Origin of the sequence: Planococcus sp. 107-1 (assembly GCF_021513255.1) — a bacterium.
In the GTDB taxonomy this organism is placed as follows: domain Bacteria; phylum Bacillota; class Bacilli; order Bacillales_A; family Planococcaceae; genus Planococcus.
The window spans coordinates 288,851-314,457 of the sequence record NZ_CP090977.1 but is presented as its reverse complement, the minus strand read 5'-3'; the positions used below and the strand labels follow the sequence as shown (position 1 = coordinate 314,457).

Below are 25,607 nucleotides of genomic sequence, written 5' to 3'. Positions count from 1 at the left end.
ACCGAATGCGCAAATCAAATTTCTATGCTGTATAAAAAATGCAGCGCACAAATGCGCGCTGCAACCCATTCTTATTCTGCGATGTATTTGGCAAGAATCTCATCGTATTCTCCGCTATCACGCAATTCTTGAAGACCTGCATTGATCTGCTCTAAAACATCTGCATTTTCGCCTTTCAATACAGCGATTCCGTATTGGTCGCCGTTTAAGCGCTCCCCAACAGTCTTCAGATCTAATCCACTTTCAGAAATCGCATAAGCGATAACCGGGTAGTCCTCGATCAATACATCTGCGTTGCCATTTGAAACTTCCTGGAACATAGATGGGCTGTCTTCAAATTGTGAAACCGTGAAGCCGTATTCGCCTTCATTTGCTCTTGCAAATTCTGCTCCAGTTGTTCCGCTTTTAACCGCTACTGTTTTGCCTTCTAGATCTTCTAAAGTTTCAATGTCCATGTTGTCTGATGAAACTACTAAAGTTAATCCTGCTTCAAAGTAAGGGTCTGAGAAATCCACTACGTTTTTGCGCTCATCTGTAATACTCATCCCAGCAATCGCAATATCCAATTGGCCTGCTTGCAAAGCTGGAATAATTCCGCTGAAATCCATTGGGCTGAATTCGATGTCGAAACCTTGGTTTTCGGCAATTGCTGTGATTAAATCAATGTCGATACCCGTATATTCGCCTTCTTCTTCAAACTCAAATGGTGGATATGTAGTATCGATACCAACTGTATACTTTGTGCCTTCGCTTCCGCCATCTCCTGATGAACCGCTTGAATCATCAGCCGAATCGTCTGATCCACAAGCTGCGATAACTAGCATGACTGCCATAAGAAGCATTAATAAACTAATCTTTTTCAATTCATTTCCCCCTTTATGTGATGAAATTCATCTCTCCAACAATATATCACAATATTCTACAAATCAGAACCTTCAAAATAAAAAACAGACAACTAATTCCTTAGTTGTCTAGTTCTTTTCAGCTACTTCTTTGGAAATTTGACGTTTTTTTCTCAGCCGAATAAATAAACGGAGGTTATGAACTACTGTTTTTAACACTGCGTATAATGGAATAGCGATTAATATACCGACAAAACCGTAAAGCGCAGCAGCTATCAGCAGCAAAAGAATGATCGTCAGCGGATGGATATTCAAACGGCTTCCCATAATATTCGGCGTGACCAAATTCCCTTCTAATTGCTGGACCACTAAAAGCACGATGAGAACTTTAACAGCCATCAGCGGCTCACCGCTCATTAAAGCCACGAATATGGCCGGTATGATCCCGATCAATGGCCCTAAAAACGGAACGATAATCAAAAACATTGCGAAGACTGCCAGTGCTAAGGCATAATCCAGGCCGATGATGCTGTAGCCGATGTACATCAATACGCCTACCGTAAACGCGACAATCGCTTGGCCGACAATATAGTCGGAAAGTGTCTGATCAAGATCCCGCAATAATTTCCTTCCTTCTAGCCGATGTTCTTCTGGCAGGTACCTCATTAAATGAGGGTTTAGTTTTTCATCGTCCTTCAATAGGAAGAAAAGAATGAAGGGCACAACAATCAAGACTACAGCGATATTCATTAGCATGCCAAGAATCCCCATAACATTCTCCATTAAACCATCCGATAAATTTTCCGTGTAGGAAGTTAAATAACTTTTCAACTCAGTTCCTGTCACTCCGGCAAACTCGAACTCAGAAACTGCTTCATCGGAATCTGCTGTCACTTCTTCGATTGTTTCCGGTGCCAGCTCTGCGAGACTTGTCACTTGGTCTTTTAGCAGAGGCCCGAAGAAATAAGTGACGGACACCAGGACAATCACTATCAAAGAAAAAATAAGGGCAATTCCTGCTAGTTTCGGGATGTAGCGCGTCAGCAGCTTCAATAATGGACGCAGAATATAATACAGAAGGCCAGCGATCACGATTGGCGCAAATACCGTCGCAATAATCACTTTGAATGGCCAAAAAGCGTAGTCGATCTTTCCTAAAAAGAATAAAATAATAACGATTAATAAAGTGCCAGTTGCATACTCAAAAAACGGTTTCTTAATCCACATAAAAAGCCCTCCTTTCTTTTTTCAATTTAAAAATTCCAGCAAAAAAGAGCGAAAGCAAGAGTTGCCTCCGCTTTCACTCTTTTGCCGGAATTGTTTATTCTTCTTCAAGTTCTTTCATTTCTCTATGAGTTTGCGGGAATCCGTTTGCCTGCCATTCATCACGGTAAGCAGAATCCAATTGGGTTAAGCCTTTTTCAGCTGGGTCCAGATCCGCTTCAACACTTTCCCGGCGGTCTGCTTCTACGCTATTGCGCATGTCCGAGTCTTCTTGAACCTTTACGCTATTTTTTTCCTGATACGCTTTAAAAACAAAAATTCCTGCAGCCGCTGCCAAAGCGCTGCCGATTACTGTATTCATTGTTGATTTTTTCATTTATACCCCTCCAAATAGAAACTGATAAACTGTCTTCTAATCTGTATACCCTTAAAATTACTTTTTAACTACTCATTGAAAAGATTTTTTTGCTGATGCTAGCCGTTTAATTGTTGCAGCGCTTTTTCTTCAGCTGGAATCCGCACGAACAAAAGAAGCAATGCATTAGCAATACTGAATAGGATAGCTGTCCGCCATGCATCGAATAGAAGTGGAAGCGAAGCGATTTCCAGTGCTACTACCACCTAATTCGGATGCGGAATCCAGCGGTAAGGACCGCTCTTTACTTTTTCTGCACCAGGAAGAACCAATATTTTAGTATTCTAAAACGTCCCCAAAGAAGCGAGCGCCCACACACGTAAAATTTGGGCGAAAGTGAAAATCATCAAGAAAAGCAGCCAAACACTCCCTAGATCCCCCCATGTAAGAAACTTCTATCCCCTCCTGCTTTTACCGTTTTTAAAACCGTCCTTTTGATTGAATGGCTGCAGATAACTTCTTTGGTTTTATCGACTTCCGTTATTTCAATAAATTATTTCCAATAATCTTTAAGTTAGTTGACTCTTTTCGAAATAAACGTTTAAGACCTCTCGCTATGGGAAAAGTTGAGTAATCTACTAAAAAGTAAGGAGGGATCGATATGGCAATTCCACAATACAAGCCACTTTCCGGCTTCAAGAATTTCAATGATTTTTTTCATGCACTGGCCAGCAAATCCTATCCTTTCTTTGCAGCAGCGCATAGAGGAATCTGCGGAAATGTTCCTGAAAATTCCATTAAGGCTTTTCAAGAATGCTTCAGGCAAAACGTTTATATCATTGAAATCGATATCCAGCGTTCTAAAGACGGGCATTTAATCGTTATGCACGATATCACAGTTAATCGCATGACGAACAGCGAAGGCAGGATTTCTGAACTAAGCTTAGAACAGCTTCAAATATTATTTTTAAAAGAAAAAAGCGGCGGCATTGGCGCAAAACTCACTAATGAGAAAATACCGACACTTAAAGAAGTTCTCCTTTTGGCAAAAGGCCGAGCTTTACTGAATTTAGATAAAGCATGGGAATACCGAGAAGAAATTTACAATTTGGTCGAAGAAACTGGAACATTCGACCATGTATTACTGAAAAGCGGCGAACCCATCGCGAAAGTCGCTGCATTTTTACAATCTAAACCAAAGCCGCTCCATTATATGCACAAACTGCAGGACAGCAACCTACATGAATTGGACGATTTAATAGCCCGGATTTCACCTTTAGCAATTGAAATTCTCTTTGCGCATGAAACAGATGAAGTGGTTTCGAAGCCTGTTCTGGCGAAAATGCGAAATGCCAGCAATGTGTGGGTGAATGCACTCGACACTGGTGAAAATGCCCATCATACGGACTCATTGTCTCTATTGGAACCAGATAAAGGCTGGGGTTGGTTTTTAGATCAGCACATGAACATCATCCAGACAGATTACGCTGCTGAAATTATGGAGTACGCTGAGAGATGGAAAAGCAAAGCTTAATCCTACTCTCTGTGCGCGGCAGCTTCGTGCTTCAGTTTCGGCCATTCTTCAACAAGTTTTTGCGCAACTCCTTGTGCCGATGCCGGGTTCTGCCCTGTAATCAGTCGGCCTGACTGCAGCACACAGGCAGCCATTGGAAGAGAAGCTTGTTTGTATAAAGTGCCGCGTTCTTTTAATGCCTGTTCGAGCGAAAAAGGAATGTGCTTGTACAAGCCCATCAATTTTTCTTCCCGATCTGAGAACCCAGTGACGACGTGTCCAGATAACAGATACCTTCCATCCGACAACTTTACATTCTGTAGTCCGCTCGGTCCGTGGCAAACAGCTGAAACGATCCCGCCGTTTTTCATAAATCGCTCTTGTAAGATCTTGCAGGCCTGTGTTATCCGGGAAATCCCACATCGTTCCGTGTCCGCCTGCAAAATAGATAGCAGCATAGTCAGCGGCATTTACTTCTTCGGGCACTTTCGGATTTTTCACCTTGTCCATCAGCTCATCATTTTGGTAATAAGCACGTGTCTTTTTATTTGTCAGAACCGCCATTAAACTTCTTGGATCCAACGGAACCCGCTCGTGCGAGGTGCTGACGATATCCACTTCAAAATCATTTTTCACTTCATGGTAAAAATCTGTCAGTTCCCTCAGCCATAATCCAGTTTTCTTCCCCTTCGTTCCAAGAGCTGCATGATTGGTTACAGCAATCAGTAATTTATCCATCGAAATCCCCTCTCCTGCTTCAGATCTTTTTCTTCGTATTCCCTTTCCTAAATGAAGAAAAACGTGAATCAGCGGCGCATTTTCCACTTTGCCTTATTACAAATAAAAAAGAGGATGTGCCTCTGTCTAACAGGTTTAAATAAACACTTATATTGTCAGAAAATACAGTCTTTTTATATATTTTCGCTCGTATTTGTGTTAAAATTGCAGTAACTAGGGAGGGATTAAAGATGAAAACGCTCTTGTCGTTTGCAGCCTCTATCATCCTTGCTTTCAGTATGTTTTCTCTTCCCGCTTCCGCTGTCGTAACTTTTGATGATGTCCCAGCGACCCATGGATTCGCCTTCGAAATCATCTATCTCCACGAACAAGGAATTGTGTCCGGCTACGATGACGGAACATTCCGGCCCAATGCCACAGTAAGCCGCGCCCAAGCCATTGTAATGATCGGACGTGCACTCGAACTGGATGGCACAAAGCGCAAAACGCCATTTAAAGATGTAGGTGCCGGCCACCCAGCTTCAGGCTATATCGACTCTGGCGTAAAAGAAGGCATCATTTTCGGCTTTCCGGACAATACGTTCCGGCCGAATGCCCATCTGAACCGCGGCCAAGCTGCGATGGTCCTTGACCGGGCTTTTGATTTCCCTGCTGCTCCACCTTCCGGATTTTTGGATATGGGAGCAAATACCGTTTCGAATGAAGCTGTAGCAAGGCTTGCCCACCAAGGCGTCGCGAAAGGTTTCCCTGACAACCGGTTCCGGCCGTCAAACCCTGTCACACGCGCTCAATTCGCTGCTTTCCTTGCACGGGCCATTGAACCTACTTTCATTGAAGACAAACGTGAATTGCTTGCCACTGCCAACGAGATTTTAGGCGCTTTGCAGGGCAAAAAATTCAACGACGTTGCCAAGTATGTAAGCTCTTCGAAAGGGCTTGTTTTCTGCCCTTACAGCGGCGGATGTTTGGATGGCAATGGCCTCACATTCTCCAAAAACCAAGTAAGTGCTTTTATGGCAGACCAGCAGGAATATGAATGGGGCTTTGAAGATGGCAGCGGATTCCCCATCCGGCTAACACCGGCAGCATATTATGATGAATACCTGATGGACGCTGCTTACCAGAAAAAAGAACGGTATGGACGGACTGATCAGCCGATGACAAGAGAGCAGATTACAGAACGTTTCCCGAATGCAACCATTGTCGAATTCTATAACGCCGGTTCGGCAGAATTTGAATACATGGACTGGCAAAACCTGAATATGGTCTTTGAGAAAAACAGCGAAGGCAAATGGATTTTGGTCGCAATTGTGAATAATCGCTGGACCATCTGACACGATTGAAGCAAATTTATATAAGCGAATAACGAAATGCTCCGGGATAAAATTTCCCGGAGCATTTCGTTATTCAGAAACAATCTCTTTGAATAATTCCACCAAACTTTGCTGAAATTTTTCATTGTCTTCCGGCTTTCTTTTTTTGGGGCCTTTCATGCGTCCGCCGCTTTGCCGAATTTTTTTAGCGACATGGCGGCCGTGAAGCAATTGATCAATATTTTCCGATGAGTAGATTCGGCCATTTTGATCGATCGGATGCCCTTTTTTCGCAAGAACCATGGCAGCTAAACCGTAATCTTGCGTAACGACTACATCTCCTTTTTTTACACGGTTGACTAAGACAAAATCGACTGCATCCGCACCTTTGGATACCGTAATCGTTTCCGCCCCCTCGCGCTGCATAATATGGGAAGTATCGCAAATCAGCAGAACCGGCAGCTCGAATTGCTTGGACAAAGCGATCGTCAAATCCACAACCGGGCAACCGTCTGCATCGATCAATACTTTCGTCATCGCAATTTCCTCCGTTCCACCAAATCATCCACTAATTTTTCAGCTGCTCGTTTGTATAAATTGCTCGTATGCACAAGAGAGGCAATTAGCAAAACCTTTTCCAATTCATCGGGATTTTCCATGGCAGCCGCTTCTTTCTTTGCCAAGTCAGCTTGGCGGTCGAGCCCTTCTTTGAAAAAGTCGACACCGCCTTGTTGGATATGCAAATAACTTTCATAAAAACTCTCTAAATTCAGCTGCTCTTTTTCCGCCCGTTCATTTAAACCATCCAATACTTGCTTTACATCATTTATCGATAGCACGCTCTTCATCTGGTAAATCAGGTGGATCAACATAATATGATTGCGTGTATACTTCTTATTTTGCACAGGATAAAACAATTTCCCTTTGGCGTAATTATTGATCATGGTCTTCGTCAAGATTTTCTCTTCGTCCGTTCTTTTCGTTTCCGCAAAGCTCGTTTCGAACAATTGAATGACTTGATCAATATATAAGTCAATTTTGGGTATATCTTCTAAAAGGATGGTTTTATCAAGTGCCAAACCTTCTGCCAGCTTTTTTATTTCAGCCACATCTTTCACCTTCGCCCTGTCAGTTATTACTTTTTATTCTACATGATTATTCAATATCCTCCAAGCTTGACCGTCGAATTAAATAAGAGTATTATCTTAAGTAGTTTCAATAACTACATAAGACAAGGAGCATATTCTAATGAAAACTTACATACGCGAACCTTTTAATGCATTATCCCACCTTTTAGGTGCCGTTCTATCTTTTATAGCTTTGCTTGCTATGGTGATAAAGGCTGCCTATGATCAAGCGCCGGCATCACATTTGAGTTCGGTCATTATTTTCGGAGTGAGCTTGATTTGCCTTTATTCGGCCTCTGCGATTTACCACAGCGCTCTCGCCAAGCCATCCGTCATTGCGTTTTTGCGGAAGTTGGACCATTCCATGATTTTCGCTTTGATCGCTGGATCATATGCTCCTTTTTGCTTGATCGCATTAAACGGCAAGCTCGGAACTCTTCTTTTTACAATCGTGGCAGTACTCGGAATCAGCGGGATTCTCTTTAAGATGGTGTGGTTCCATTCTCCGCGTTGGCTATCCACTGCCATCTATATCGCCATGGGATGGATCATTATTTTTGCAGTCGTCCCTCTAGCAGACAGTTTGTCTGTCCCTGGTCTCGTGCTTCTCGTTGCAGGAGGGCTTTTCTACACAGTCGGCGGAATCATCTACGGGCTCAAACCCGATTTTCTTTCTTCCAAGTATTTGGGCTTCCATGAGATTTTCCACCTCTTCATTTTGGCCGGCAGCCTTTGCCATTTCCTTTCGGTTTACTTCTACGTTCTGTAAAAAAGTCTATCGCTGCAAAAGGAGTTGTTCCAAATTACTTTTGGACAACTCCTTTTCTTATCCTCCCTGCTTTCTTCGAAATTAAATGATATGATTATTCTAATAATTCCGGAGGGAGAGAGACAATGGAACAATTTGACTTGAACGATCAGCGATTGGCTGATGCCTTATTTGAGGCCTACATCCATAGAAAGCCGCTTTCAAAAGACCAAATTCCCGCTTTTCTTGAAAAAGAAAAAGCTTACGGCATCCAGCATGCGTTAACCGCCAAAAAAGCCGATGAAGCCAATGAAGAATTAAAAGGGTATAAAATCAGTTTGACGAGTAAGGAAACCCAGGAACTTTTCCATTCCGATACACCTTTATACGGAGCTTTGACGACTCCAGCTCTTTCAGAAGGAACGATTGAACTCGATGGAATGTGCTCGCCTTTAATTGAACTCGAATTGATTTTCATTGCACAAGAAGAATTGTCGGCAGAAGATGATGTCGAAACGATTCTGCAAAAAACGCTTGTAGCTCCTGGAATCGAAGTACCGGATTCCCGTTTTGACGATTGGTTTCCGAAGCTCTCACTCGGCCAAGTCATTGCCGACAGTGCCGTAGCAGGAAAAATCGTCGTTGGCGAGCCAAAAAGCGGGCTCCGCTTTGAGGACCTTGCCGATATTCAAGGCCGATTGACTTTCAACGGAGAGGAAATCGCTGCGGACTCCTCAAAAGCGGTTTTGGAACATCCCGTCTATGCTGTCAAATGGCTGACAGAAGAACTGGCTAAACACGGATTAACCGTTGAAAAAGGCATGTCGATTTCCTCGGGCACTTTCATCCTGCCGAAAAAGCTTGAAAAAGGCGTCTACACAGCGAGCTATGAAGGAATCGGAGAAGTTTCCTTGAATGTAATTTAATCCGCGAAAAAAGGCGCCCCGTTTAATAGGGCGCCTTTTAATTTATTCGGCTGAAGCAATGCGGCCTTTCATAATCCACAGATAATAAACAGCGATCAACAGAACCATAGCCGCTAACACTAAATACAGGTTCGAATAACCGAGCGAAACGGCGATGATGCCGAGCGAAGCTGTCCCGATTGCCAGTCCTGAATCATAGAAAGCAAAAAATGTACCAGTCGCATAGCCGCTCCGGTGTTTGTCTGCGGCTTGAATGGCAAGCGTTTGGAAACTTGGCAGCAATGTGCCGTACCCAAAGCCCACTAAAGCTCCAGATAACAGGAGCATCCACGGCGTTTGCGTAATGCTTAACGAAAACAGGCCAATGGCAAACATGATGCAGGAAGGAATAATGACGATATGCGGACCTCGCTTATCGAAAATCCGGCCGCTGAATGGGCGGATGAGCAGCATGGCGATGGCGTAAACCAAGAAGAAATAGCTCGCTGTTTTCAGCAACCCTAATGATTCTGCATAAACCGAGATAAACGACACGATGCTCGCATAGACGAAAGAAACAAAAAATCCGACACTTGCTATCGGCAATGCCTTTGTTTCGATAAAGTCCTGCAAAGTGAATTTATGTTTGCTCTCCCGAACCAACGTCGGCGCTTCTTCCACTCTTACCGCCAATGCACAGAAAAAGCCGATGATCATGATCATGCTGAAAACAATGAAAATCGTTTTTGCAGCCATTAATGGCTGCAGCGTCAAAGCGATGAACGGGCCTGCGACAATCGCAATATTCATTGCGATGCCGTAATACCCAAGCCCTTCTCCCCGGCGTTCAGGCGGAATGATGTCTGCTGCAATTGCTCCGCCGACTGTCGTCACCAAGCTAAACCAAATTCCATGGAAAAACCGGAGAAATAACAATAAGGTAAAATCATTAATGAAAACATATAAAATGGTGCTGACCGCGAACATCAGCACACTGAGGATCAAGATTCTTCTTTTTCCATACTTCTCTAAAATCATTCCGGCAAAAAACCGCATAACAATGGCGGATACTAAAAATACGGAGACAGCCAATCCGCCTTGGGCCGCTGTGCCGCCCAAGGCGTTCATTACATAAATCGGCAGAAACGTTAATAGTGCATAAAATACAGTAAAAATAAAAAAGGTACTAACTGCAATATTGATGAAACTTTTTGTCCAAATCGGTCTTTTTTCAGTCATGGCTTACATCCTTTTCTTGTCCAGCGTCGTTGCCTATTTTTTTGAGCAGCTCGATTAACTGGGCCTGCTCATTTTCGGTCAGTGAAGAGACAAGCTTCTCTTCCACTTCCAAGATGCGCTTCGTAATCTGCGGCACTGCTTCTTCTGCACGTTCGGTCAGATAAACGATGCGCTCCCGTTTATCCACCCCTTCTCTCCGTTCAACCCAGCCACTTTCCTCAAGCCGCGCCACGGTTCTCGTGACCGTCGGAGCCTCAACATTCAAGTATTGCCAAATCTCCTTTTGCGTCATGGAACCAAATTGTTTGATGCAAAATAGAATCGACCATTGCGTGCTGTATAAATCAAACTCTTTAAGTGCTTCGTTTACTTCTTTAACAGAAAGCCGCGACTTTTGATGAATTTCATGGAACAATAATTTTTGCATATTCAACCGCCCCCGTAATTACTTACTTAGGTAAGTATATAGCAATTTATTTCTCTTGTATAGTTCATCTAATCGCAAAAGATAGAGCCTTTCCCTAATTTCTTAAGGAAAGGCTCGCATTGACAGCTTTTATATTAGATGATGATTCCTTGTTTTTTTGCATCAAACATCAACTCATCGCGGAATTTCGGATGCGCAATTGAAATGAGGCGCTTCGCCCGTTCTGAAATGGATACACCGTGCAAGCGGGCCATTCCGTATTCCGTCACGATGTTGTCCACATCATTTTTGCCTGTAGTGACGACCGATCCAGGTGTCAATTGAAGGTTAATGCGGAAATCTCATCGTTCTTCGCTGTTGACGTCATGCAGATGTAACCTTTGCCGTTCTCAGCAAAACGCACGCCGCGGGCAAAATCGATTTGGCCGCCGCTTGAAGAATAGTATTTGCCTCCAACGGTTTCAGATGCGCATTGACCGAATAAGTCGACTTCCGTTGTCGCGTTGATGGAAACGATGTTCTTTTCCAATGCAATTTCCCGTGGATCGTTGACAATGCTTACCGGCAAAAATTCGACAACCGGGTTGTCGTCGATGAAATCATACAGTTTCTTAGAACCGTATGCAAAAGTCGCGACGATTTTCCCCGGATTTGTAAATTTGCGTGTGCCGTCTACTGCTCCCGCCTCCACCAAATCCACAATGCCATCTGGCAGCATTTCGGTATGGATGCCCAGATGGCGGTGGTCTTTCAACATGCTGATGACGGCATTTGGGACTGAGCCGATGCCAATCTGCAACGTGTCGCCGTCTTTAATGTCTTCGATCACAGAAGAAGCGATCAAAAGATCTTTATCCCCAATCGGCGACGCTTTTTCTTCAGTCAATGGCGCGTTATGTTCCACATAACCTGCAATTTGGCTGATATGGATTTGATTGCGCCCATAAGTTCTCGGCATCTGGTCATTTACTTCTACGATGAACGGGACTTTTCCAACAAATTCAGAAACGTAGTCAGCCTGTGTCCCCATAGTGAAAAATCCATGCTCATCCATTGGCGACACGACCGTCATCATCATCGACATCTTCGTCACTTTTTGCAGCATGCGTGGAACTTCGTGGAAATTATTCGGAACAAGTTCCATCTTCGCCTGTTGATAGACTTTCCGTGTAGCACCGCTTAGAAAATAAGAAACGTGTTTAAGGCCTTCGTATGCGCCTTCGATATAAGGGCGATTGCGCAAAGCCAACATTTGATGGATTTTTACTCCTTGCAGCTGGTCTGCATGTTCTTCTAATAGATCAAGCAAATGGATCGGTTCGCCGTTAGCGATCGGAATGATGATATCTGCTCCTTGATCGATTAAGCCAACCACTTCTTGCGCACTCAATTTTTTCGTCATTTATTGGTTCACTCCCGACTCTCTGGATATCTAAATTTTATCATATTTCCTATAGTTCTCTCTAAAGGCAAAATAGACATTCTATTCAAAAAAAGACCGTCATTTTTTATGACGGTCCCGTTTTGACAAAGTAAAAATAAGCCCTGCAATTCCAAAAGCCGCAAGCAATCCCCAAAGGATCAAGACGACAATGGAACCTATTCCATAGTCTCCCCCTGAGTTCGCATATAATTGCAGAACAAAGAAAGCGATGCTGACCAGTGCAATTATCGCAAAATAGATAATGCGTGTTTTAACCGTAAAATTTTTCATAGCTATGCTCCTTCATGTATGGCGTCGTCGTTCCAAATGCACTTTGGTCCAGACCAATGTTGTTAATAAGAAAAGTTCAAATGCATTCGTTGCTGCTGAGCTATCCACCGGGATAGGCACCGCGCTGCCGATTGTCATAACGACTGCTCCCACCAGCATCCATTTCCATCCACGTTTTTTCCATAGAACCGCCCCTGCTGCAATAAGCACCACTGAAACAAGTAAAACCATGATAGGCGGGCCGGATGCCGGATCGGCAGACACATATCGCAAAACGCCGTATTCTTTTTCAACTGCCAACTCCATGCCCACCGTTTCAAACAGCAGTTCGATCCCTATCAAAGCGACGGTATAGAGGATCACTGCGACACCGATTATCCTCTTCCTGCTCCATTCTACTCCAGCTTCCCGCAAGGTACCATAAGAAAACAACACTAAAGTAGGCGTCAATAAAGCATGGCTCCAAAAACGCAGCAAGCTCAAATTTTCTAGAAGCGGGCCTTCGCCGATAAATTTTCCGAGTGCAATCATGCCATTATCATAGATCAATCCAAGCAGTACGAGATAGATGAATGACATGAAATTCCACGAGCGCTGCCGGCTCAACCCCCAGATAACCAGGCCAATATATGCGGCTGTAAATAAAAAATAGAGAATGGTATCCATATGCACCCTCCTTCCGAAAAGTGATCGTTATCTTTAACATTCACTAAACTGGAAGGCTTTAAACAATCGGTGCTCCAGGATCCATTCTCTATTTCAATTATTTTAAGACGAACTTCGTTTGGCTGAATCCTTCTTTCGACTTTTTCACTTCCAGAATTGCAGGGATCGCCGCTTTTAACTCCTGGACATGTGAAATAACACCGATCATGCGGCCGGATTTTTGGAGATCAATCAGCGTGTCGATTGATTTATTCAACGACTCGTCGTCGAGCGAACCAAAGCCTTCATCGATAAACATCGTATCGATGGCTACATTGCCTTGGAAACTTTGGATGACATCTGCCATGCCAAGTGCCAAACAAAGCGAAGCGTTGAATTTTTCGCCGCCCGATAAAGTTTTCACATCGCGTGTTTGCCCTGTATAGGCATCGTACACATCCAACCCGAGGCCGCTTTGTTTGCCTCGTGCTTCCTGGCGGTCACTGCGGATCAAGTAAAACTGGCCATTGGATAGATTTTTCAAACGCTCATTCGCCGAATGGATAATTTGCTCCAAGTATTCAATCTGCAAATAGCGTTCAAACGAGATTTTCAACTGATTCTGTCCGCGGACCATGTCATATAGATCGGCGATCCGGTTCATCTGCTTTTCCATTTCAGCAGCTTGCCCATAGGCTTTTGAGATATTCGCTGACAGCTGGCTGATCTGGAGCCGGGATTCTTTCGCCCGGTTCCACGTTGCCAAGGAATCTTCATAAGCTTGCTTTAAGCGCACGAGTTCAGCTTCCATTCCAGGCAGATCCGCTCGTGTTTTGCCTGCCAGTGCCTCTTCTAATTCCTTCACTTGTTCGATCAATGTGTAATGGGTTTGTTTGAATTCCTGAATTTTGTCTTTTAATGCCGCTTGCTGCTGTTCGGATAATTTAGCTTGCTGGTACGCTTCCTCTGTATCGAAATCCGACTTCTGCAGCGCTTCTTTGAATTGCTGTTCGGCTTTTTCTTTTTTCAATTTGATTTCTTCGGCTGCTTCCTTCGTATGCTTGACTGTAATCACGGCCGTCGCCTGGCGTTCTTTTGCTTCTTGCAATTGCTGCTGCGCTGTTTCCCAGGCTTCTGCCAATTGGGTTTTCAAAGATTTTTCGTTCTGGATTTTCTTTTCTAGAACACTTAAATTTCGCAATTCTTCCGGAATCGCCAATAAACTTTGTTCAAAAACAGCAATTGCTGTCTGGCAAGATGCAGCCAAGTGCTGCGCTTTTTCCGCAGCCGCTGTTTTGCCGGCCTCTAAAGCCTCTAGTTTTTCCATATGGAGATTAAGTTGTTCTTTCAAGGAACGAAGCTGCTTTTTATCTGCTGCCAAGGCTGCTACTTCAAGCTCTAACGCTTTTCTCTTCTCTTCTGTTTCTTCGTATGCCGTAGACGCATCTTCCAGAACGCTCCCGAACTGAGCTGCTCTTTCTTTTCTCAAAGACAATTGCTCTTCCAGGGCATTCAATTTGGCCGCTGCATTCCGGTATTCTCCATCTGCTTGGCTGAATTCCGCTTTTGCCGCATCCAATTCTTCTTTTGTGACTGCTGTATGATGCAATGCTGAAAATTTTTGTGGATGCTCGGTGCTTCCGCATACCGGACACGCTTCGCCGTCATGCAAAGAAGCAGCTAAAATTTGGGCTTGATTGGCTAACCAGCTATTTTCCAACGCTTGATAAGAGCCTTCTAATTCTTTGAATCGCTGTTCTTTTAACAGTTGGATCCGCTGCTGGGTCTGCCAGTCTGTTTCTGCAGCAAGCAATTCTTGTAGAATACGGCTCCGCTCTTTCAGCGAATTCAATTCGATGTTTTTTGAATCAAAAGGCTCCAGTCTCTGCTCCAAAGATGAAATCGTTTCGCCAAGCTGTTGATGCGCCTCTTTCTCCGACTGGAATTTTCCAGCCGCTTCCGACAAGTTCTTTTGTGCCCCGGCAGCTGATGCTTCCATTGCTTTTAATTCCTGTTTTTTGCCATCGATTTCACGTACTGCTGGAAGGATATTTTCCAATTGAATCAATCGCTGGCTTATCTCTTCCCGCTCTCTTTCTCTATCTTGTTCGATTGAAAAAGCGGATTCTGCATTTTTCAATTGTTCGCTTGTACGAAGCTCATCAGCGATCGCTTTTTCAAGCGATTGCTCCTTCGTGATTTCATTAGCCTGCAATTCCTTGAATAGGTTTTCTGTCCCTTCAATCAGGCCAGCACGCTCCGCCTTTTGCAATCGCATTTCTTGATCAGTGATTTGAGGCAAGCGCTCTTTCATCATTTCTAAGCGCTTATTTTTTTCTTCGAGTTCCTGCAAGCGGTCGTTCCATTTCTTCGCTTCGTGGAAGCTTGCTAATTTGCCGTTATGAAGCTCGTAGGCAGCCAAATAAGCTTGTTCGTCGTTAACTGCTTTCTTGTCGTAATAGACAGCTTCATGTTCTAGCGCATTCAGCACTTGATTGACATTGAAATGTTCGCGCTCCAGCAGTTCGAATAGTTCGGAATCCCTTTGCGGCAAGACGGATGCAATCCCATTGATCAGGCTTGCAAGCGTATGCTCTTCATATTGGTAAGCTTTAGCGGCAGCGTCTTTTCGCTGCTTTAAACGCTCACTGATCATTTTATACGGTTCCGTTTTGAATATTTTCCGGAGGATTTCCTCTTTATTGTCTGTTTCAGAAGTTAGGAGCTTCCGGAATTCGCCTTGGGGCAGCATGACGATTTGGCTAAATTGATTTTGTGACAAGCCGATGATCTCTTCGACGCGGCGGTTGATTTCCGACACGATCTGGCGCTCTACACAGGGTACTTCGCCTTTATCCGTCACTTCAAAAAACTCATATTTTTCGCCTGTTGCACTTTTGTTGCCTTTTTTCACATGGCCCATCTGCCGGAGAATCCGGTAGACTTTCCTATGTATCTCGAATTCCATTTCGACGCAGGTGTGGGTCCCGTCTTCTGCAAAATCACTTCGCAGATTCCGCGTCTCGGCACGATCAGAACCGCTGGCAGCGCCGTAAAGTGCAAAACAAATCCCGTCAAAGATGGTCGTCTTCCCAGATCCCGTACTTCCAGAAATGACGAATAATTGATTGCCTTTCAAATCGGCAAAATCAATGGTTTCCGTGTGCTTATAAGGGCCAAAGGCTGTCAGTTTTAATTTTAAGGGACGCATTTACTTTACCCCTTCTTTCTCATCAGTTTCTTCCCGCAGAAATTCCTGCAGCACGTCTTTGAAAATCGCTTCTGTTTCTTCCGAAGCTCTTTCGCCCTTCACTTCTTCATAAAAGGCGTTGAATAATACCATTGGGTCCATTTCCCGGCGCGAACCTGAGTCGCTTTGTTTCGAAGCTTGCCCGAAATGTTTGCGTTCTACGTGCATAGCATTCGGATAGACGGAACGGATTTTCTCCATTGGATATAAAATCGGTGTCTCATCGAGTAATTTCACGAAGACGTAGTCTTCATTCACTTCATGCTTGAGCAACTCTTCCATAAACCCTTCCACTGTCCGAAGGTCTCTTTTCGGTTCGAGCAACCGCTTTTCAACAGAAACAGCACCAGCTTCATCCATTTCTACTACCAAAAACCCTTTTTGGTGATGCTCTTCTGAAATTGAATATTTCATAGGTGATCCTGCATAACGCACGGTTTCATTCAAAACATAATGGGCTTGGTGCAAATGGCCAAGCGCTGTGTAATGGAACGGATTGAAATGCTCCGCAGCAACGTGCTCAGCTCCTCCGATCGATAAAGGCCGTTCTGAATCACTCGTATTCTCCTCCGGTTCCCCGTGCGGCGTGATAAATGCATGGCCAACTGCTATATGGCGTGCGCCTTGATCCATTGTACTGGCGATTTTTTCGGTAATGGCTTTCATCGCATCATTATGCGAACGGATTTCAGGGTTATCGTAAGAGTAGCGGACTTGGGACGGATCGGCGTAGGGGATCAAATGGACGTGTACCGGCCCAAACGCATCCTGCAGAACGACGGGTTCCAAGTTTGCACTCATTTGTCCGACAATGTGAATCCCATTATTTTTCATTAACCGGCTGCCAAAATTCAAGCGGCCCGGGCTGTCGTGGTTTCCAGCTACAGCAAAAACCGGCGTTTTCAGCTCCAAGACAATTTTCGCCAGCACTTCATCTAAAAGGTTGACGGCGTCTGTCGGCGGAACAGCGCGGTCATATAAATCCCCTGCAATAATGACTGCATCCGGCCGTTCTTGTTCAATGGCTTCGATAAATTGATCGAGCACATGGCGCTGGTCTTCGGTCATATAAACGCCTTGGACCAGCTTTCCTAAATGCCAGTCGGCGGTGTGGAAAAACTTCATAAAAAAGCCCCTTCCTTCGAATAAAAGAATATATGTTCGTTCCATTATACACGAAAACACATTGCTTGTTTCTGTTCATCTTGTGAGATATAATAAGAACAAACGTTCTGTTAAGGGAGTGAAAACGATGAAAGCACAGATACTTAAAGCATTTAAGCATCAGCAGCTTGTGGACATGATGTATATGGCAAATGATGGCACCATCAGCAAACGGCGCGTCAAGATTTTAAAAGTCAGCGGTGAATCTTTTCAAGCCTATTGCTTTCTCCGGCACAAGAAACGCACGTTCAAAATGGAGAATGTGCTTTCATTGATACCGGTAACGCAAAAAGAACGCCTGATCATCTGAAGGCTTCCAACTATGATAGACTGGAACTAAAGTCTATTCTGGGAGGAATCGAAAATGAGATTGACCGTTTACCTTGCTGGAGAAATCCACAGCTCTTGGCGCGAAGAAATCAAAAAGAAATCCCTTGCTTTGGATTTGCCGCTCGACTTTGTCGGCCCGATGGAAGACCATGGCCGCTCGGATAATATCGGCGAAGAAATTTTAGGCGAACAGCCGAATGCCGTATTGAAAGACGCAGCCGCTTCAAGTTTCAATAATTTACGTACAGGCGTCTTGATGCACAAAGCGGATCTCGTCATCGCGTTATTCGGCGAACAGTACAAACAATGGAATACGGCGATGGATGCGAGTTCTGCCATCGCTTCCGGCAAGCCCGTTATTCTGATCCGCCCCGAAAAGCTTCACCATCCGCTGAAAGAATTGTCGCAAAAAGCGAATGCTACTGTTGAAACCGTCGACCAGGCAATCAAAGCTTTATCCTATATTTTTGAATAGCTATTCAAAACCTATCCGTGCATGCGGATAGGTTTTCTTGTTTCTGGCTAACTTTATCGGCTTGCCATCCTGGCGCGGCGCTGAAATTTGATGAACGCGCGTATTTTCTTCTGAGCGAGCGTATTTCTCGTTGAACGCGCGCATTTTCCTCTGAACGCGCGCAACTTGAAAAATCTCGCCTCAAAACCCATTTCAACCCAATAAAAAAAGCCCCCTAAGGGACTTTTTTAGCGATACCACATGCCGACGATCGGGTAATCGAATCTTTCGTCGTTCAATGCACGGATAATACCCAAAATCGGTACGATCAATGTAACGATTCCCAGAACAATCAGCATCGGAATACCAATCAGGACGATAACCAATAAGCTTGAAACAAATAGAAGGACACCCATCACCAATTGGAACAACAACGCTTGAATGGACAGCTTTTTCACTTCTTCATCATTTGATACAAGGAACACGATAAACGGCACTAAGAACGGTGCGAAAAACGCGCTTGCGTGAACAAGAATTTTCATTCCTGTGTTTTGCATAAATTTCATCTCCAGTCTTTTTTCTATTACTTTATTATACGGCTCAGGAGACGAATGGTTTCAAAAATTATCAAGAATTTATTTTCAAGACCACTTTGCCGAATTGTTTGCCTTCTGCGAGATAGTCGAAAGCTTGCTGGGCTTCTTCCAACTGAAAGACCCGGTCCACAATCGGATGCATATCAAACTTTTCCATGTGTACAAGCAAGTTCCGCAGTTCTTCCCGGCTGCCCATGGTGGAGCCGAATAACTGATATTGGCCATAGAAGAATTTGCGCAAATTGAAATCTACATTGTCTTCTGTCGTCGCTCCGAAAATAACAATGCGTCCGCCCAGTTTCAGCACGTCAAGCGATCGGTTGAACGTTGCACGTCCGACACTGTCAATGACGAGGTCAATCGTTTCTTCTGCCAGCTCCTTCTCCCAATCGCTATTGGAGTCAATCGCTAAATCTGCTCCAAGTTCCAGCGCTCGCTTTCTCTTTTCTTCACTCTGAGAAGTTACGATGACGCGCGCGCCTACATTATTGGCGTATTGGATCAAATACGTCGCTACTCCGCCTCCTGCCCCTGGAATGAATAAAGTTTGCCCTGCCAAAATGCCGCCTTTTGTAAAAAGTGCACGGTAGCCTGTCAGTCCGGCCAAAGCCAGCGATCCCGCTTCTTCCCAACTCAAGTGGACAGGCTTTTTCTCGACTTGTTCTGCCGATAAAGCGATCTTTTCGGCAAATGTCCCGTGGTCCGGCATTCCGAGAATATCAAAGCCTTTTGGAGGGGCCGCGCTATTGTCGTACCACCGGAGAGCCGGATTGATGATGACCTCATCTCCAACTTTAAAGTCTTTAACACCTTCCCCCACTGCTTCAATAACCCCCGCCCCGTCTGAACCGATAATCAAGGCTTCCGGTTTATTCCCCCATCTTTTAGTCAGTCCTAAATCACGCCGATTCAATCCAGCTGTCCGAAGCGCTACCACCACTTCGCCTCGCTTGGCCTTCGGTTCTTCTATTTCCTTAAGCTTTAGTTCTCCCGATTCAATCACAAATGCTTTCACTCGTTTCACCCTTTCATGAAATGTCCACTGAATATCTCCAATTGCTGTTTGCTGACAATGTCTTTTGAAAACAATGGCACGCGAATCAACTGCTGGTTCTTAAAATGTTCTTCAATCATTTTCAAATACTGCGATTCGTGCTTTTTGCGTTCTTTGAGAAACTCGCCATCCGCTTCTTCCGGCAAGATTTTATTGATGATCAAGGTTTTGACATGCAGGTGGTATTTATGCAAAAGCTCCACCGCTTTTTGCGTTTCCAGAATGGGCAGGCGTTCCGGATTCAGCACGAAAATAAAACCGGTTTCCGCTTCATCAAGAAGAATTTCCCGCGCTTTGCCGAAGCGTATTTGCCGTTCTCGCAGCACATCGTAAATCGGGTCTTCCCTCGGCTCTCCGTCATTCAATAATTGGCTGTAATTCTCATTGGTCTTGCGGCGCTTTTGCAGGAGTCCTTCAATCCATACTCCCATCAATTCAGGCAATGTCAACAGTCGGATGGTGTGGCCGGTAGGGGCTGTGTCAAATACCAATTTGTCGTAATGCTCGCGTTCTTCTAAGATGATATGGATCAATTTATCAAACAAAGCCGCTTCATCTGCTCCAGGAGAGGCTTTTGCCGTATCAAGCTGTCGGTGCACTTCTTCCATCATGCTGGAATGGACCGTTCCTTTGATATTGTCTTTAACGCTCTTGATGTATTTTTCCGTTTCAATTTCCGGATCAATTTCAAGAGCAAATAGATTCGGCGCCAGTTCTTTTGTTTTGCCGCCGATTTTTTCATCAAAAATATCGCCGACATTATGGGCAGGATCTGTGGAAATCAATAAAGTTTTATGGCCGTTTTTAGCTGCCGTCCAGGCAATGGCAGCGGCAGATGTGGATTTCCCCACGCCGCCTTTGCCGCCGACAAAGATAATGTTTTTCGTCAATACATCCATTCGTTTCCCTCTTTCCTCAAAAAGCTAACAGCAGCGAATCCCTGTAAGCGGCGATTTTTCCATGCCCATCCGCAGATGCCAATCGTGGAATTGCTCGATCATATACGGATACAACTCTAACGTATAGTAATAGACGGGATTGGGAATGCCGATCATCTCGGAATACAGCATCAAAAGGAATAAATCATCTTCATCTCTCAACTCGCGTGCAATTTCAGTGCGGTGCGGCAACTCCAATACTTCTTCGTAAAAAGCGATGAGCTTTTTCACTTTATCAAGCATTTTTTTGCACCTCCTTTTTATGTATAAACAAAGGGGCATAGATTTTCCCATGCCCCTTTGAATGTGCTGCTATACGATTATTCCTTAAAATCAGGATCTGCTTTTTTGCTTAATACTTGGACCGCCGTCAAAATGATCCACATGGTGAAAACGAAAATGATGGCGCCAAACACGAAGAGCAGCGTATTCGGTTGGTCCGCGTACCAGGCCCATTGCAGGAAGACCTGCTGGAACATCGCCCAGAGCGTCATGAACATCAAGAAAATCATCGGGATGATGACCACAATATAGTTCCTTCCGAGCTTCCTCAACCAAATGGCGATCAGCAGCAAACTGATTCCTGCTAATAGCTGGTTGGAAGTACCAAACAGCGGCCATAGCAAGTATCCCCCTGAACCAAAACCATTCGGTCCTTCCGGAAGAAGTACAAGTGCCGCACTGGCTACAACTGCGATTGTCGTCGCTACATGCTTTTTCTCCAATACGGGCAATTTATATTCGACGCCAAGCTCTGAGATGATATAACGCATCAAACGTACGGAAGTATCGAGCGTCGTTGCAGCAAAAGAGACAACGATAATCGATACAATCGTCGAAGCCACGTCATTTGGAATCAGCAATCCATGTGCGAGTGACGTCGCGCCTTCAATGAACGAGCCCAAACCTGCGCCATTCGCCGCCGTAAAGCTGCTGTAGGTCGCAAAGAAAGATTCTCTATCCGGGAATAAAGTGATGACCGCAATAATGGATACGAGCGCAAGAATCCCTTCTCCCACTGCGCCTAAATATCCGACAAAACGGGCATCCGTTTCTTTATCCAATTGCTTGGAGGAAGTCCCGGATGATACTAGTCCGTGGAAACCGGAAATGGCGCCGCAAGCGATGGTAATGAACAGCAGCGGGAACCAGGAAATGTCTGCGTCCGGATTAGTTGCTGGAGCTGTTATTTCCGGGTTAGTGAACAGCAGCCCTAAATACAGGATGCCAAGGCCCACTACCAATTGGTGTGAGTTGATAAAGTCGCGCGGCTGCAACAATTTCCATACCGGCAAGGTCGAAGCGATGTAAACGTACACCATCAAAACGATGATCCAGATAAAGAAAGCTGTTGAAATGGAACCAAGGCCGAATAGTCCTGAGCCGTTTTCGCCTCCCATGTATTGGACCAAATCAATTTGCAAAAAGCTGACTTGGCTGGCGACGATAGCCGTGATATACATAACAGCCAATGCAACCAGTGAAGGCACCAGCATTTTCTTATTTCGTTTGTAGACGGCGTGCCCAATCCAAATCGCCAGCGGGATCTGGATAAAAACCGGAAGCACACTTGCGGGATAAGAAATGAACAAGTTCGCGATAACCCAGGCGAATACCGCATTGACCATAAGAACGAGGATTAAAATGATGAATAGGAATAGGACTTTTCCTCGCTGCCCGATCAAACGGTGGGCTAAGGTCCCGACCGACTGCCCTTTATTCCTTACAGATAATACAAGCGTTCCAAAATCGTGGACGCCGGCTGCAAATACAGTTCCTAATACGACCCATAGAACGGCAGGCAGCCATCCCCAATAAACTGCGATGGCCGGCCCTAAGATAGGAGCGGCTCCGGCCACTGAGGTGAAATGGTGTCCCCATAAAACGAATTTGTTTGTCGGAACAAAGTCTACCCCATCATTATATTGATGAGCGGGTGTTACATAATTAGGATCCAACCGGAAAATCTTTTCTGCTACGAATTTTGAATAAAAGCGATAACCTAAGATGAAAATAAAAATTCCGATAGCAGCAAGTGCGATTGCATTCAAATACTTCAACCCCTTCTCTATTTTTTACAAGAAAAGAAAACTCTTGTAATTTAAGCATAAAGAAGTAATATCGGGTTGTAAACGCCTAAAACAGATTATTCTATTTTTTCTAACTTCTTTTGATAAAGGAGCAGTTTTGTATAAATCGTTTCCAGGATTGGCGTTTCCACTTTTGCTTCTTTTCCTTTTTTCCACAGATAGCCTTGTAGATGGTCCGCTTCGATCGGCTGCGCCTTTTCCATATCCCGTTGCATGGATGTCTTCATGCCATGCGCCATCATGTTTAGTTTTGCCAGTTGTTCTTCAACGATATTGTCTTTAATGGGTGCACCAATTCGCTTCATGATAGCCGCAAGCTCCTCCATGAATGCGGCGATGGTCCGCTGCCCGGTTTCCAGTTCGCGGATGGGGCCAATTGGAGACTCCATCATTGAAGTGATGCCGGACATCGCTGTAATGAAGAAATATTTATGCCACATCTCTTGATTGATATTGCAGCTTAACACGAAATCGGCTTTCGTCCCCTCAAATACTTCTTTCAAGCGATTGATGCGTTCGGATTTTTTTCCATTCCGTTCTCCGTAAACCAACTGGTTCATCGAGCTTGCTTGTACGATGGTGCCTTTTTCATCAAGTGTACTCTCGATAAAGCAGAGTCCTCCAAGAACGGCTTCTTCTCCAAACGCTTCTACAAGAGCATCAATATGGGCAATGCCGTTCAATAAAGGAAGCACCATTGTACCTTCTTTAACAAATGGTCTGAGATCATCAATTGCCGCTTGCAGCTGATAGGATTTTGTGGAAACAAGGACGATATCAAATTCCTCTGTATGTTCTTCCTTTGTGATCAATTTCGGCATCAAACGCACATCGCCATTGATACTCTCGATATTCAGTCCGGTTTCTTCAAGCTGCCGCTTTCTTCTCTCCCGGACAAGAATAGTCACGTCTTCCCCTTTTTCAAGTAAACGGCCGCCAAAATAACCGCCAATTGCGCCGGCTCCAACTACTAATATTTTCATATCCCTACACCTCAATTACTAGTTTCTTTCATAAATCCAAGCATTCTGATCTCGATTTCGAACACATTCCCCGCTATGCCGCAGAAATTCCAGATGCGCCAGCGTTTCCCCCTACTGCAAAACGCATTTCGTGGACAGTCAGCGAACGTTTAAAGAGGCGTTCGCATATTTGGAAGACCGTAGAAGGCGCTTCGAGCACTTCTTTTGTTTCATCCAATCGTGCTTCATGATGCTTTATCAATTCTACTATCCGTTCATTTGCCCCGTAAAACGGTTTTCCATGAGAAGGAATGACAAAATCTGCATTCAATTGCTTTATTTTTTCTAAAGACGCTAAATACAAAGCCAAGGGATTTTCCTGGCCGTGGAACCAATAGGAGATATTCGGTGTGATTTTCGGCAAGATATGGTCTGCAGAAAACAACACATTTTTTTCTTTATTATAAAAACAGACCATGCCATCCGAATGTCCCGGTGTATGGATTACTTCGTATTCGTATCGTCCAATCTGAATCCGTTCCCCCTCCACCAAATAATGATCGATTTTTGGCAAAGGATTGACCAGCTGCTGGAAATTCACTGTATTCTGCACCATCTTCTTCGCCATTTCCACTGGCACTCCAGAAGCGCTATACTGGTTCGGCATCGTTTCCATAAATTCAGGTTTCCAGGAAACGCTTCCTAATTCCGCATCAATTTTCGACATCCGCAGCTGCGCGCCGGTTTTTTCCTGCAATCCGCCCGCATAGCCGAAATGGTCCGGATGATAATGCGTAATGAAAATGGTCTCTATTCGTCTATTGCCGATTTGCTCATCCCAAAACTCTCTCGTTTCGCTATTATTTAATCCGGCATCGATGATAGTCCAACCATTTTCCGACTCTGCCATAAAACAATTTACATGATTCAACCTGAAAGGAAGATCCAGTCGAATGGATTCGACCCCTAATTTCTCAAGCATCCAATCTCTCCTCTGCCGCTAAGGCTTCAATACCAATTTGCCGATCGTCTGTCTTCCTTGCAGCAATTTATGCACTTCTGCCGCTTCTTCTAACGGATAGGTTCCGCCGATTGTCAGCTCCAACTGGCCGTTCTTCATGTATTCCAGCAATTCCTTGAAACTCTGTTGATAAAGTTCAGGTTTCCGCATAATTTGCGGCAGGAAAAAGCCGATGACAGATTGGTTTCTTTTCATTAATTGCCCCGGATGGAAACTTGCTTGTTCACCGCTTGCCGCACCGAAAATAACCAGCCGCCCAAAAGGTGCAAGGCATTTTACGGTTTGGTTGAACACTTCGCCGCCGACCATTTCCAAAGCGACGTCTACGCCTTTTCCACCGGTGATTTCCTTGATTTTGTCAACCCAGCCTTCCTCAGAATAATTCACCAGATCAGTAGCTCCCATTTTTTCTGCATGTGCCAATTTTTCCTCTGTACTGGCTGTCGCAATGATTTTCCCTGCTCCGAAAATTTTAGCCAGTTGGACAGCAATCGCTCCCACTCCCCCTGCCGCCGCATGGATCAAAACGGTTTCTCCTGCTTCCAAACGGCCCATCGTTTTTAACACATGGTAAGCGCTCAAGCCTTGCAAAGGCAATGACACTGCCTGTTCAAAATCGACATCGTCCGGAACAGGCGTTAAAATCCGTTCATCGACAGCGACGTATTCCGAATAGCCATGTGATTCAATCAAAGCGACGACGCGCATTCCTTCTTTGAAATGTTTGACTTCCGCACCAACAGCAGCAATCACCCCTGCCACTTCTGAACCGGGCACATAAGGCAGCTTGGTCGGTACAACGTATTTCCCTTCACGCCGTGCTGTATCTGCATAATTGACGCCAATGGCTTTGACCTCTATTAAGACTTCATTTGCTGCCGGCTCCGGTTTTTCTGTTTCCACCCATTCAAGAACTTCCGGCCCGCCGTACTGCTCAAACTTGATCTGTTTCAAAAAA

At 44.7% G+C, this 25,607-nt stretch carries 26 protein-coding genes and 2 pseudogenes; 6 read left to right on the top strand and 22 right to left on the bottom strand.

The window, feature by feature from the left end; translation table 11 throughout:
• Positions 1 to 71 precede the first annotated feature (71 nt).
• From L0M13_RS01820 to L0M13_RS01805, 4 genes and pseudogenes are all read right to left on the bottom strand, one after another.
• Positions 72 to 863: a transporter substrate-binding domain-containing protein gene (locus L0M13_RS01820; protein ID WP_235198055.1), complete on the bottom strand. Its 792-nt coding sequence runs from the start codon at positions 861 to 863 to the stop codon at positions 72 to 74.
• Between the two features lie 108 nt (positions 864 to 971).
• Positions 972 to 2,069, bottom strand: a complete 1,098-nt coding sequence (locus L0M13_RS01815; protein ID WP_235198054.1) for an AI-2E family transporter — start codon at positions 2,067 to 2,069, stop codon at positions 972 to 974.
• A gap of 94 nt (positions 2,070 to 2,163) precedes the next feature.
• Positions 2,164 to 2,442, bottom strand: coding sequence for a hypothetical protein (locus L0M13_RS01810; protein ID WP_235198053.1), 279 nt, complete (start codon positions 2,440 to 2,442; stop codon positions 2,164 to 2,166).
• Positions 2,443 to 2,540: 98 nt separating this feature from the next.
• Positions 2,541 to 2,753, bottom strand: a pseudogene (locus tag L0M13_RS01805) (isoprenylcysteine carboxylmethyltransferase family protein).
• A 329-nt stretch (positions 2,754 to 3,082) separates the two neighbouring features.
• Between L0M13_RS01805 and L0M13_RS01800 the strand changes: the two are divergent.
• The gene (locus L0M13_RS01800) at positions 3,083 to 3,955 is read left to right on the top strand and encodes a glycerophosphodiester phosphodiesterase family protein (RefSeq protein WP_235198052.1); all 873 of its coding nucleotides are present in this window, start codon (positions 3,083 to 3,085) and stop codon (positions 3,953 to 3,955) included.
• Between the two features lie 48 nt (positions 3,956 to 4,003).
• Here L0M13_RS01800 and L0M13_RS01795 read toward each other — a convergent pair whose 3' ends face one another.
• A complete protein-coding gene (locus tag L0M13_RS01795) occupies positions 4,004 to 4,672 on the bottom strand; it encodes a type 1 glutamine amidotransferase family protein (RefSeq protein ID WP_235198051.1) in 669 nt (222 codons plus the stop codon).
• A 230-nt stretch (positions 4,673 to 4,902) separates the two neighbouring features.
• Here L0M13_RS01795 and L0M13_RS01790 point away from each other — a divergent pair, with 230 nt between their 5' ends.
• A complete protein-coding gene (locus L0M13_RS01790; protein ID WP_235198050.1) occupies positions 4,903 to 6,006 on the top strand; it encodes an S-layer homology domain-containing protein in 1,104 nt (367 codons plus the stop codon).
• 69 nt (positions 6,007 to 6,075) lie between these two features.
• Here L0M13_RS01790 and L0M13_RS01785 read toward each other — a convergent pair whose 3' ends face one another.
• Together L0M13_RS01785 and L0M13_RS01780 are read right to left on the bottom strand one after the other, a co-directional pair.
• Positions 6,076 to 6,522 (bottom strand): YaiI/YqxD family protein, encoded by a 447-nt coding sequence (locus L0M13_RS01785; RefSeq protein ID WP_235198049.1) that lies wholly within the window; start codon positions 6,520 to 6,522, stop codon positions 6,076 to 6,078.
• Positions 6,519 to 7,094 (bottom strand): DUF1836 domain-containing protein, encoded by a 576-nt coding sequence (locus tag L0M13_RS01780; RefSeq protein ID WP_235198048.1) that lies wholly within the window; start codon positions 7,092 to 7,094, stop codon positions 6,519 to 6,521. The genes L0M13_RS01785 and L0M13_RS01780 overlap by 4 nt, the downstream gene beginning before the upstream one ends.
• 139 nt (positions 7,095 to 7,233) lie before the next feature.
• On the opposite strand from L0M13_RS01780, the gene L0M13_RS01775 reads away from it, so the two are divergent.
• Positions 7,234 to 7,881, top strand: a complete 648-nt coding sequence (locus L0M13_RS01775) for a PAQR family membrane homeostasis protein TrhA (RefSeq protein ID WP_235198047.1) — start codon at positions 7,234 to 7,236, stop codon at positions 7,879 to 7,881.
• Between the two features lie 125 nt (positions 7,882 to 8,006).
• Positions 8,007 to 8,786, top strand: a complete 780-nt coding sequence (locus L0M13_RS01770; RefSeq protein WP_235198046.1) for a 2-keto-4-pentenoate hydratase — start codon at positions 8,007 to 8,009, stop codon at positions 8,784 to 8,786.
• 42 nt (positions 8,787 to 8,828) lie between these two features.
• On the opposite strand, the gene L0M13_RS01765 is transcribed toward L0M13_RS01770, so the two are convergent.
• The 7 genes and pseudogenes from L0M13_RS01765 to L0M13_RS01735 form a co-directional block, all read right to left on the bottom strand.
• Entirely contained in the window at positions 8,829 to 10,004 is a 1,176-nt protein-coding gene (locus L0M13_RS01765; protein WP_235198045.1) for an MFS transporter, read from the bottom strand.
• On the bottom strand, positions 9,997 to 10,431 hold the full coding sequence (locus L0M13_RS01760; protein WP_235198044.1) for a MarR family winged helix-turn-helix transcriptional regulator: 435 nt from the start codon (positions 10,429 to 10,431) through the stop codon (positions 9,997 to 9,999). The genes L0M13_RS01765 and L0M13_RS01760 overlap by 8 nt, the downstream gene beginning before the upstream one ends.
• 134 nt (positions 10,432 to 10,565) lie before the next feature.
• Positions 10,566 to 11,833 (bottom strand): annotated as a pseudogene (locus L0M13_RS01755) (acetyl-CoA hydrolase/transferase family protein).
• A gap of 99 nt (positions 11,834 to 11,932) precedes the next feature.
• Positions 11,933 to 12,145, bottom strand: coding sequence for a hypothetical protein (locus L0M13_RS01750; RefSeq protein ID WP_235198043.1), 213 nt, complete (start codon positions 12,143 to 12,145; stop codon positions 11,933 to 11,935).
• 12 nt (positions 12,146 to 12,157) lie between these two features.
• On the bottom strand, positions 12,158 to 12,811 hold the full coding sequence (locus tag L0M13_RS01745; RefSeq protein ID WP_235198042.1) for a hypothetical protein: 654 nt from the start codon (positions 12,809 to 12,811) through the stop codon (positions 12,158 to 12,160).
• A 97-nt stretch (positions 12,812 to 12,908) separates the two neighbouring features.
• Positions 12,909 to 16,001: an SbcC/MukB-like Walker B domain-containing protein gene (locus L0M13_RS01740; protein WP_235198041.1), complete on the bottom strand. Its 3,093-nt coding sequence runs from the start codon at positions 15,999 to 16,001 to the stop codon at positions 12,909 to 12,911.
• Positions 16,002 to 17,165 (bottom strand): exonuclease SbcCD subunit D, encoded by a 1,164-nt coding sequence (locus tag L0M13_RS01735; RefSeq protein WP_235198040.1) that lies wholly within the window; start codon positions 17,163 to 17,165, stop codon positions 16,002 to 16,004.
• A 127-nt stretch (positions 17,166 to 17,292) separates the two neighbouring features.
• On the opposite strand from L0M13_RS01735, the gene L0M13_RS01730 reads away from it, so the two are divergent.
• Positions 17,293 to 17,514 carry a hypothetical protein gene (locus tag L0M13_RS01730; protein WP_052653439.1) on the top strand — a complete coding sequence of 74 codons (222 nt, stop codon included), beginning with the start codon at positions 17,293 to 17,295 and terminating at the stop codon, positions 17,512 to 17,514.
• Positions 17,515 to 17,568: 54 nt separating this feature from the next.
• Complete coding sequence (locus L0M13_RS01725; protein ID WP_235198039.1) at positions 17,569 to 18,009, top strand: YtoQ family protein; 441 nt, start codon at positions 17,569 to 17,571, stop codon at positions 18,007 to 18,009.
• Between the two features lie 227 nt (positions 18,010 to 18,236).
• Here L0M13_RS01725 and L0M13_RS01720 read toward each other — a convergent pair whose 3' ends face one another.
• From L0M13_RS01720 to L0M13_RS01685, 8 genes are all read right to left on the bottom strand, one after another.
• A complete protein-coding gene (locus L0M13_RS01720) occupies positions 18,237 to 18,545 on the bottom strand; it encodes a DUF4870 domain-containing protein (RefSeq protein WP_235198038.1) in 309 nt (102 codons plus the stop codon).
• 70 nt (positions 18,546 to 18,615) lie between these two features.
• Positions 18,616 to 19,599: a zinc-binding dehydrogenase gene (locus L0M13_RS01715; RefSeq protein WP_235198037.1), complete on the bottom strand. Its 984-nt coding sequence runs from the start codon at positions 19,597 to 19,599 to the stop codon at positions 18,616 to 18,618.
• A 5-nt stretch (positions 19,600 to 19,604) separates the two neighbouring features.
• Positions 19,605 to 20,537 (bottom strand): ArsA family ATPase, encoded by a 933-nt coding sequence (locus tag L0M13_RS01710; RefSeq protein WP_235198036.1) that lies wholly within the window; start codon positions 20,535 to 20,537, stop codon positions 19,605 to 19,607.
• Between the two features lie 24 nt (positions 20,538 to 20,561).
• Entirely contained in the window at positions 20,562 to 20,819 is a 258-nt protein-coding gene (locus L0M13_RS01705; RefSeq protein ID WP_235198035.1) for a cory-CC-star protein, read from the bottom strand.
• Positions 20,820 to 20,896: 77 nt separating this feature from the next.
• Positions 20,897 to 22,627: a carbon starvation CstA family protein gene (locus tag L0M13_RS01700; protein ID WP_235198034.1), complete on the bottom strand. Its 1,731-nt coding sequence runs from the start codon at positions 22,625 to 22,627 to the stop codon at positions 20,897 to 20,899.
• Between the two features lie 95 nt (positions 22,628 to 22,722).
• On the bottom strand, positions 22,723 to 23,649 hold the full coding sequence (locus L0M13_RS01695; RefSeq protein WP_235198033.1) for a ketopantoate reductase family protein: 927 nt from the start codon (positions 23,647 to 23,649) through the stop codon (positions 22,723 to 22,725).
• A 73-nt stretch (positions 23,650 to 23,722) separates the two neighbouring features.
• Complete coding sequence (locus L0M13_RS01690; RefSeq protein ID WP_235198032.1) at positions 23,723 to 24,610, bottom strand: MBL fold metallo-hydrolase; 888 nt, start codon at positions 24,608 to 24,610, stop codon at positions 23,723 to 23,725.
• A gap of 18 nt (positions 24,611 to 24,628) precedes the next feature.
• On the bottom strand, positions 24,629 to 25,603 hold the full coding sequence (locus L0M13_RS01685) for a quinone oxidoreductase family protein (RefSeq protein WP_235198031.1): 975 nt from the start codon (positions 25,601 to 25,603) through the stop codon (positions 24,629 to 24,631).
• Between the last annotated feature and the right edge of the window lie 4 nt (positions 25,604 to 25,607).

Bases quoted from the DNA above. Each gene is read 5' to 3' on its own strand.
- L0M13_RS01770 (WP_235198046.1), top strand. From the start codon at position 8,007: ATGGAACAATTTGACTTGAACGATCAGCGATTGGCTGATGCCTTATTT.
- L0M13_RS01695 (WP_235198033.1), bottom strand. From the start codon at position 23,649: ATGAAAATATTAGTAGTTGGAGCCGGCGCAATTGGCGGTTATTTTGGC.
- L0M13_RS01790 (WP_235198050.1), top strand. From the start codon at position 4,903: ATGAAAACGCTCTTGTCGTTTGCAGCCTCTATCATCCTTGCTTTCAGT.
- L0M13_RS01760 (WP_235198044.1), bottom strand. From the start codon at position 10,431: ATGCAAAAATTATTGTTCCATGAAATTCATCAAAAGTCGCGGCTTTCT.
- L0M13_RS01735 (WP_235198040.1), bottom strand. From the start codon at position 17,165: ATGAAGTTTTTCCACACCGCCGACTGGCATTTAGGAAAGCTGGTCCAA.
- L0M13_RS01795 (WP_235198051.1), bottom strand. From the start codon at position 4,672: ATGGATAAATTACTGATTGCTGTAACCAATCATGCAGCTCTTGGAACG.
- L0M13_RS01710 (WP_235198036.1), bottom strand. From the start codon at position 20,537: ATGGATGTATTGACGAAAAACATTATCTTTGTCGGCGGCAAAGGCGGC.
- L0M13_RS01810 (WP_235198053.1), bottom strand. From the start codon at position 2,442: ATGAAAAAATCAACAATGAATACAGTAATCGGCAGCGCTTTGGCAGCG.
- L0M13_RS01775 (WP_235198047.1), top strand. From the start codon at position 7,234: ATGAAAACTTACATACGCGAACCTTTTAATGCATTATCCCACCTTTTA.
- L0M13_RS01815 (WP_235198054.1), bottom strand. From the start codon at position 2,069: ATGTGGATTAAGAAACCGTTTTTTGAGTATGCAACTGGCACTTTATTA.
- L0M13_RS01690 (WP_235198032.1), bottom strand. From the start codon at position 24,610: ATGCTTGAGAAATTAGGGGTCGAATCCATTCGACTGGATCTTCCTTTC.
- L0M13_RS01725 (WP_235198039.1), top strand. From the start codon at position 17,569: ATGAGATTGACCGTTTACCTTGCTGGAGAAATCCACAGCTCTTGGCGC.
- L0M13_RS01740 (WP_235198041.1), bottom strand. From the start codon at position 16,001: ATGCGTCCCTTAAAATTAAAACTGACAGCCTTTGGCCCTTATAAGCAC.
- L0M13_RS01750 (WP_235198043.1), bottom strand. From the start codon at position 12,145: ATGAAAAATTTTACGGTTAAAACACGCATTATCTATTTTGCGATAATT.
- L0M13_RS01720 (WP_235198038.1), bottom strand. From the start codon at position 18,545: ATGCAAAACACAGGAATGAAAATTCTTGTTCACGCAAGCGCGTTTTTC.
- L0M13_RS01745 (WP_235198042.1), bottom strand. From the start codon at position 12,811: ATGGATACCATTCTCTATTTTTTATTTACAGCCGCATATATTGGCCTG.
- L0M13_RS01800 (WP_235198052.1), top strand. From the start codon at position 3,083: ATGGCAATTCCACAATACAAGCCACTTTCCGGCTTCAAGAATTTCAAT.
- L0M13_RS01705 (WP_235198035.1), bottom strand. From the start codon at position 20,819: ATGCTTGATAAAGTGAAAAAGCTCATCGCTTTTTACGAAGAAGTATTG.
- L0M13_RS01730 (WP_052653439.1), top strand. From the start codon at position 17,293: ATGAAAGCACAGATACTTAAAGCATTTAAGCATCAGCAGCTTGTGGAC.
- L0M13_RS01785 (WP_235198049.1), bottom strand. From the start codon at position 6,522: ATGACGAAAGTATTGATCGATGCAGACGGTTGCCCGGTTGTGGATTTG.
- L0M13_RS01765 (WP_235198045.1), bottom strand. From the start codon at position 10,004: ATGACTGAAAAAAGACCGATTTGGACAAAAAGTTTCATCAATATTGCA.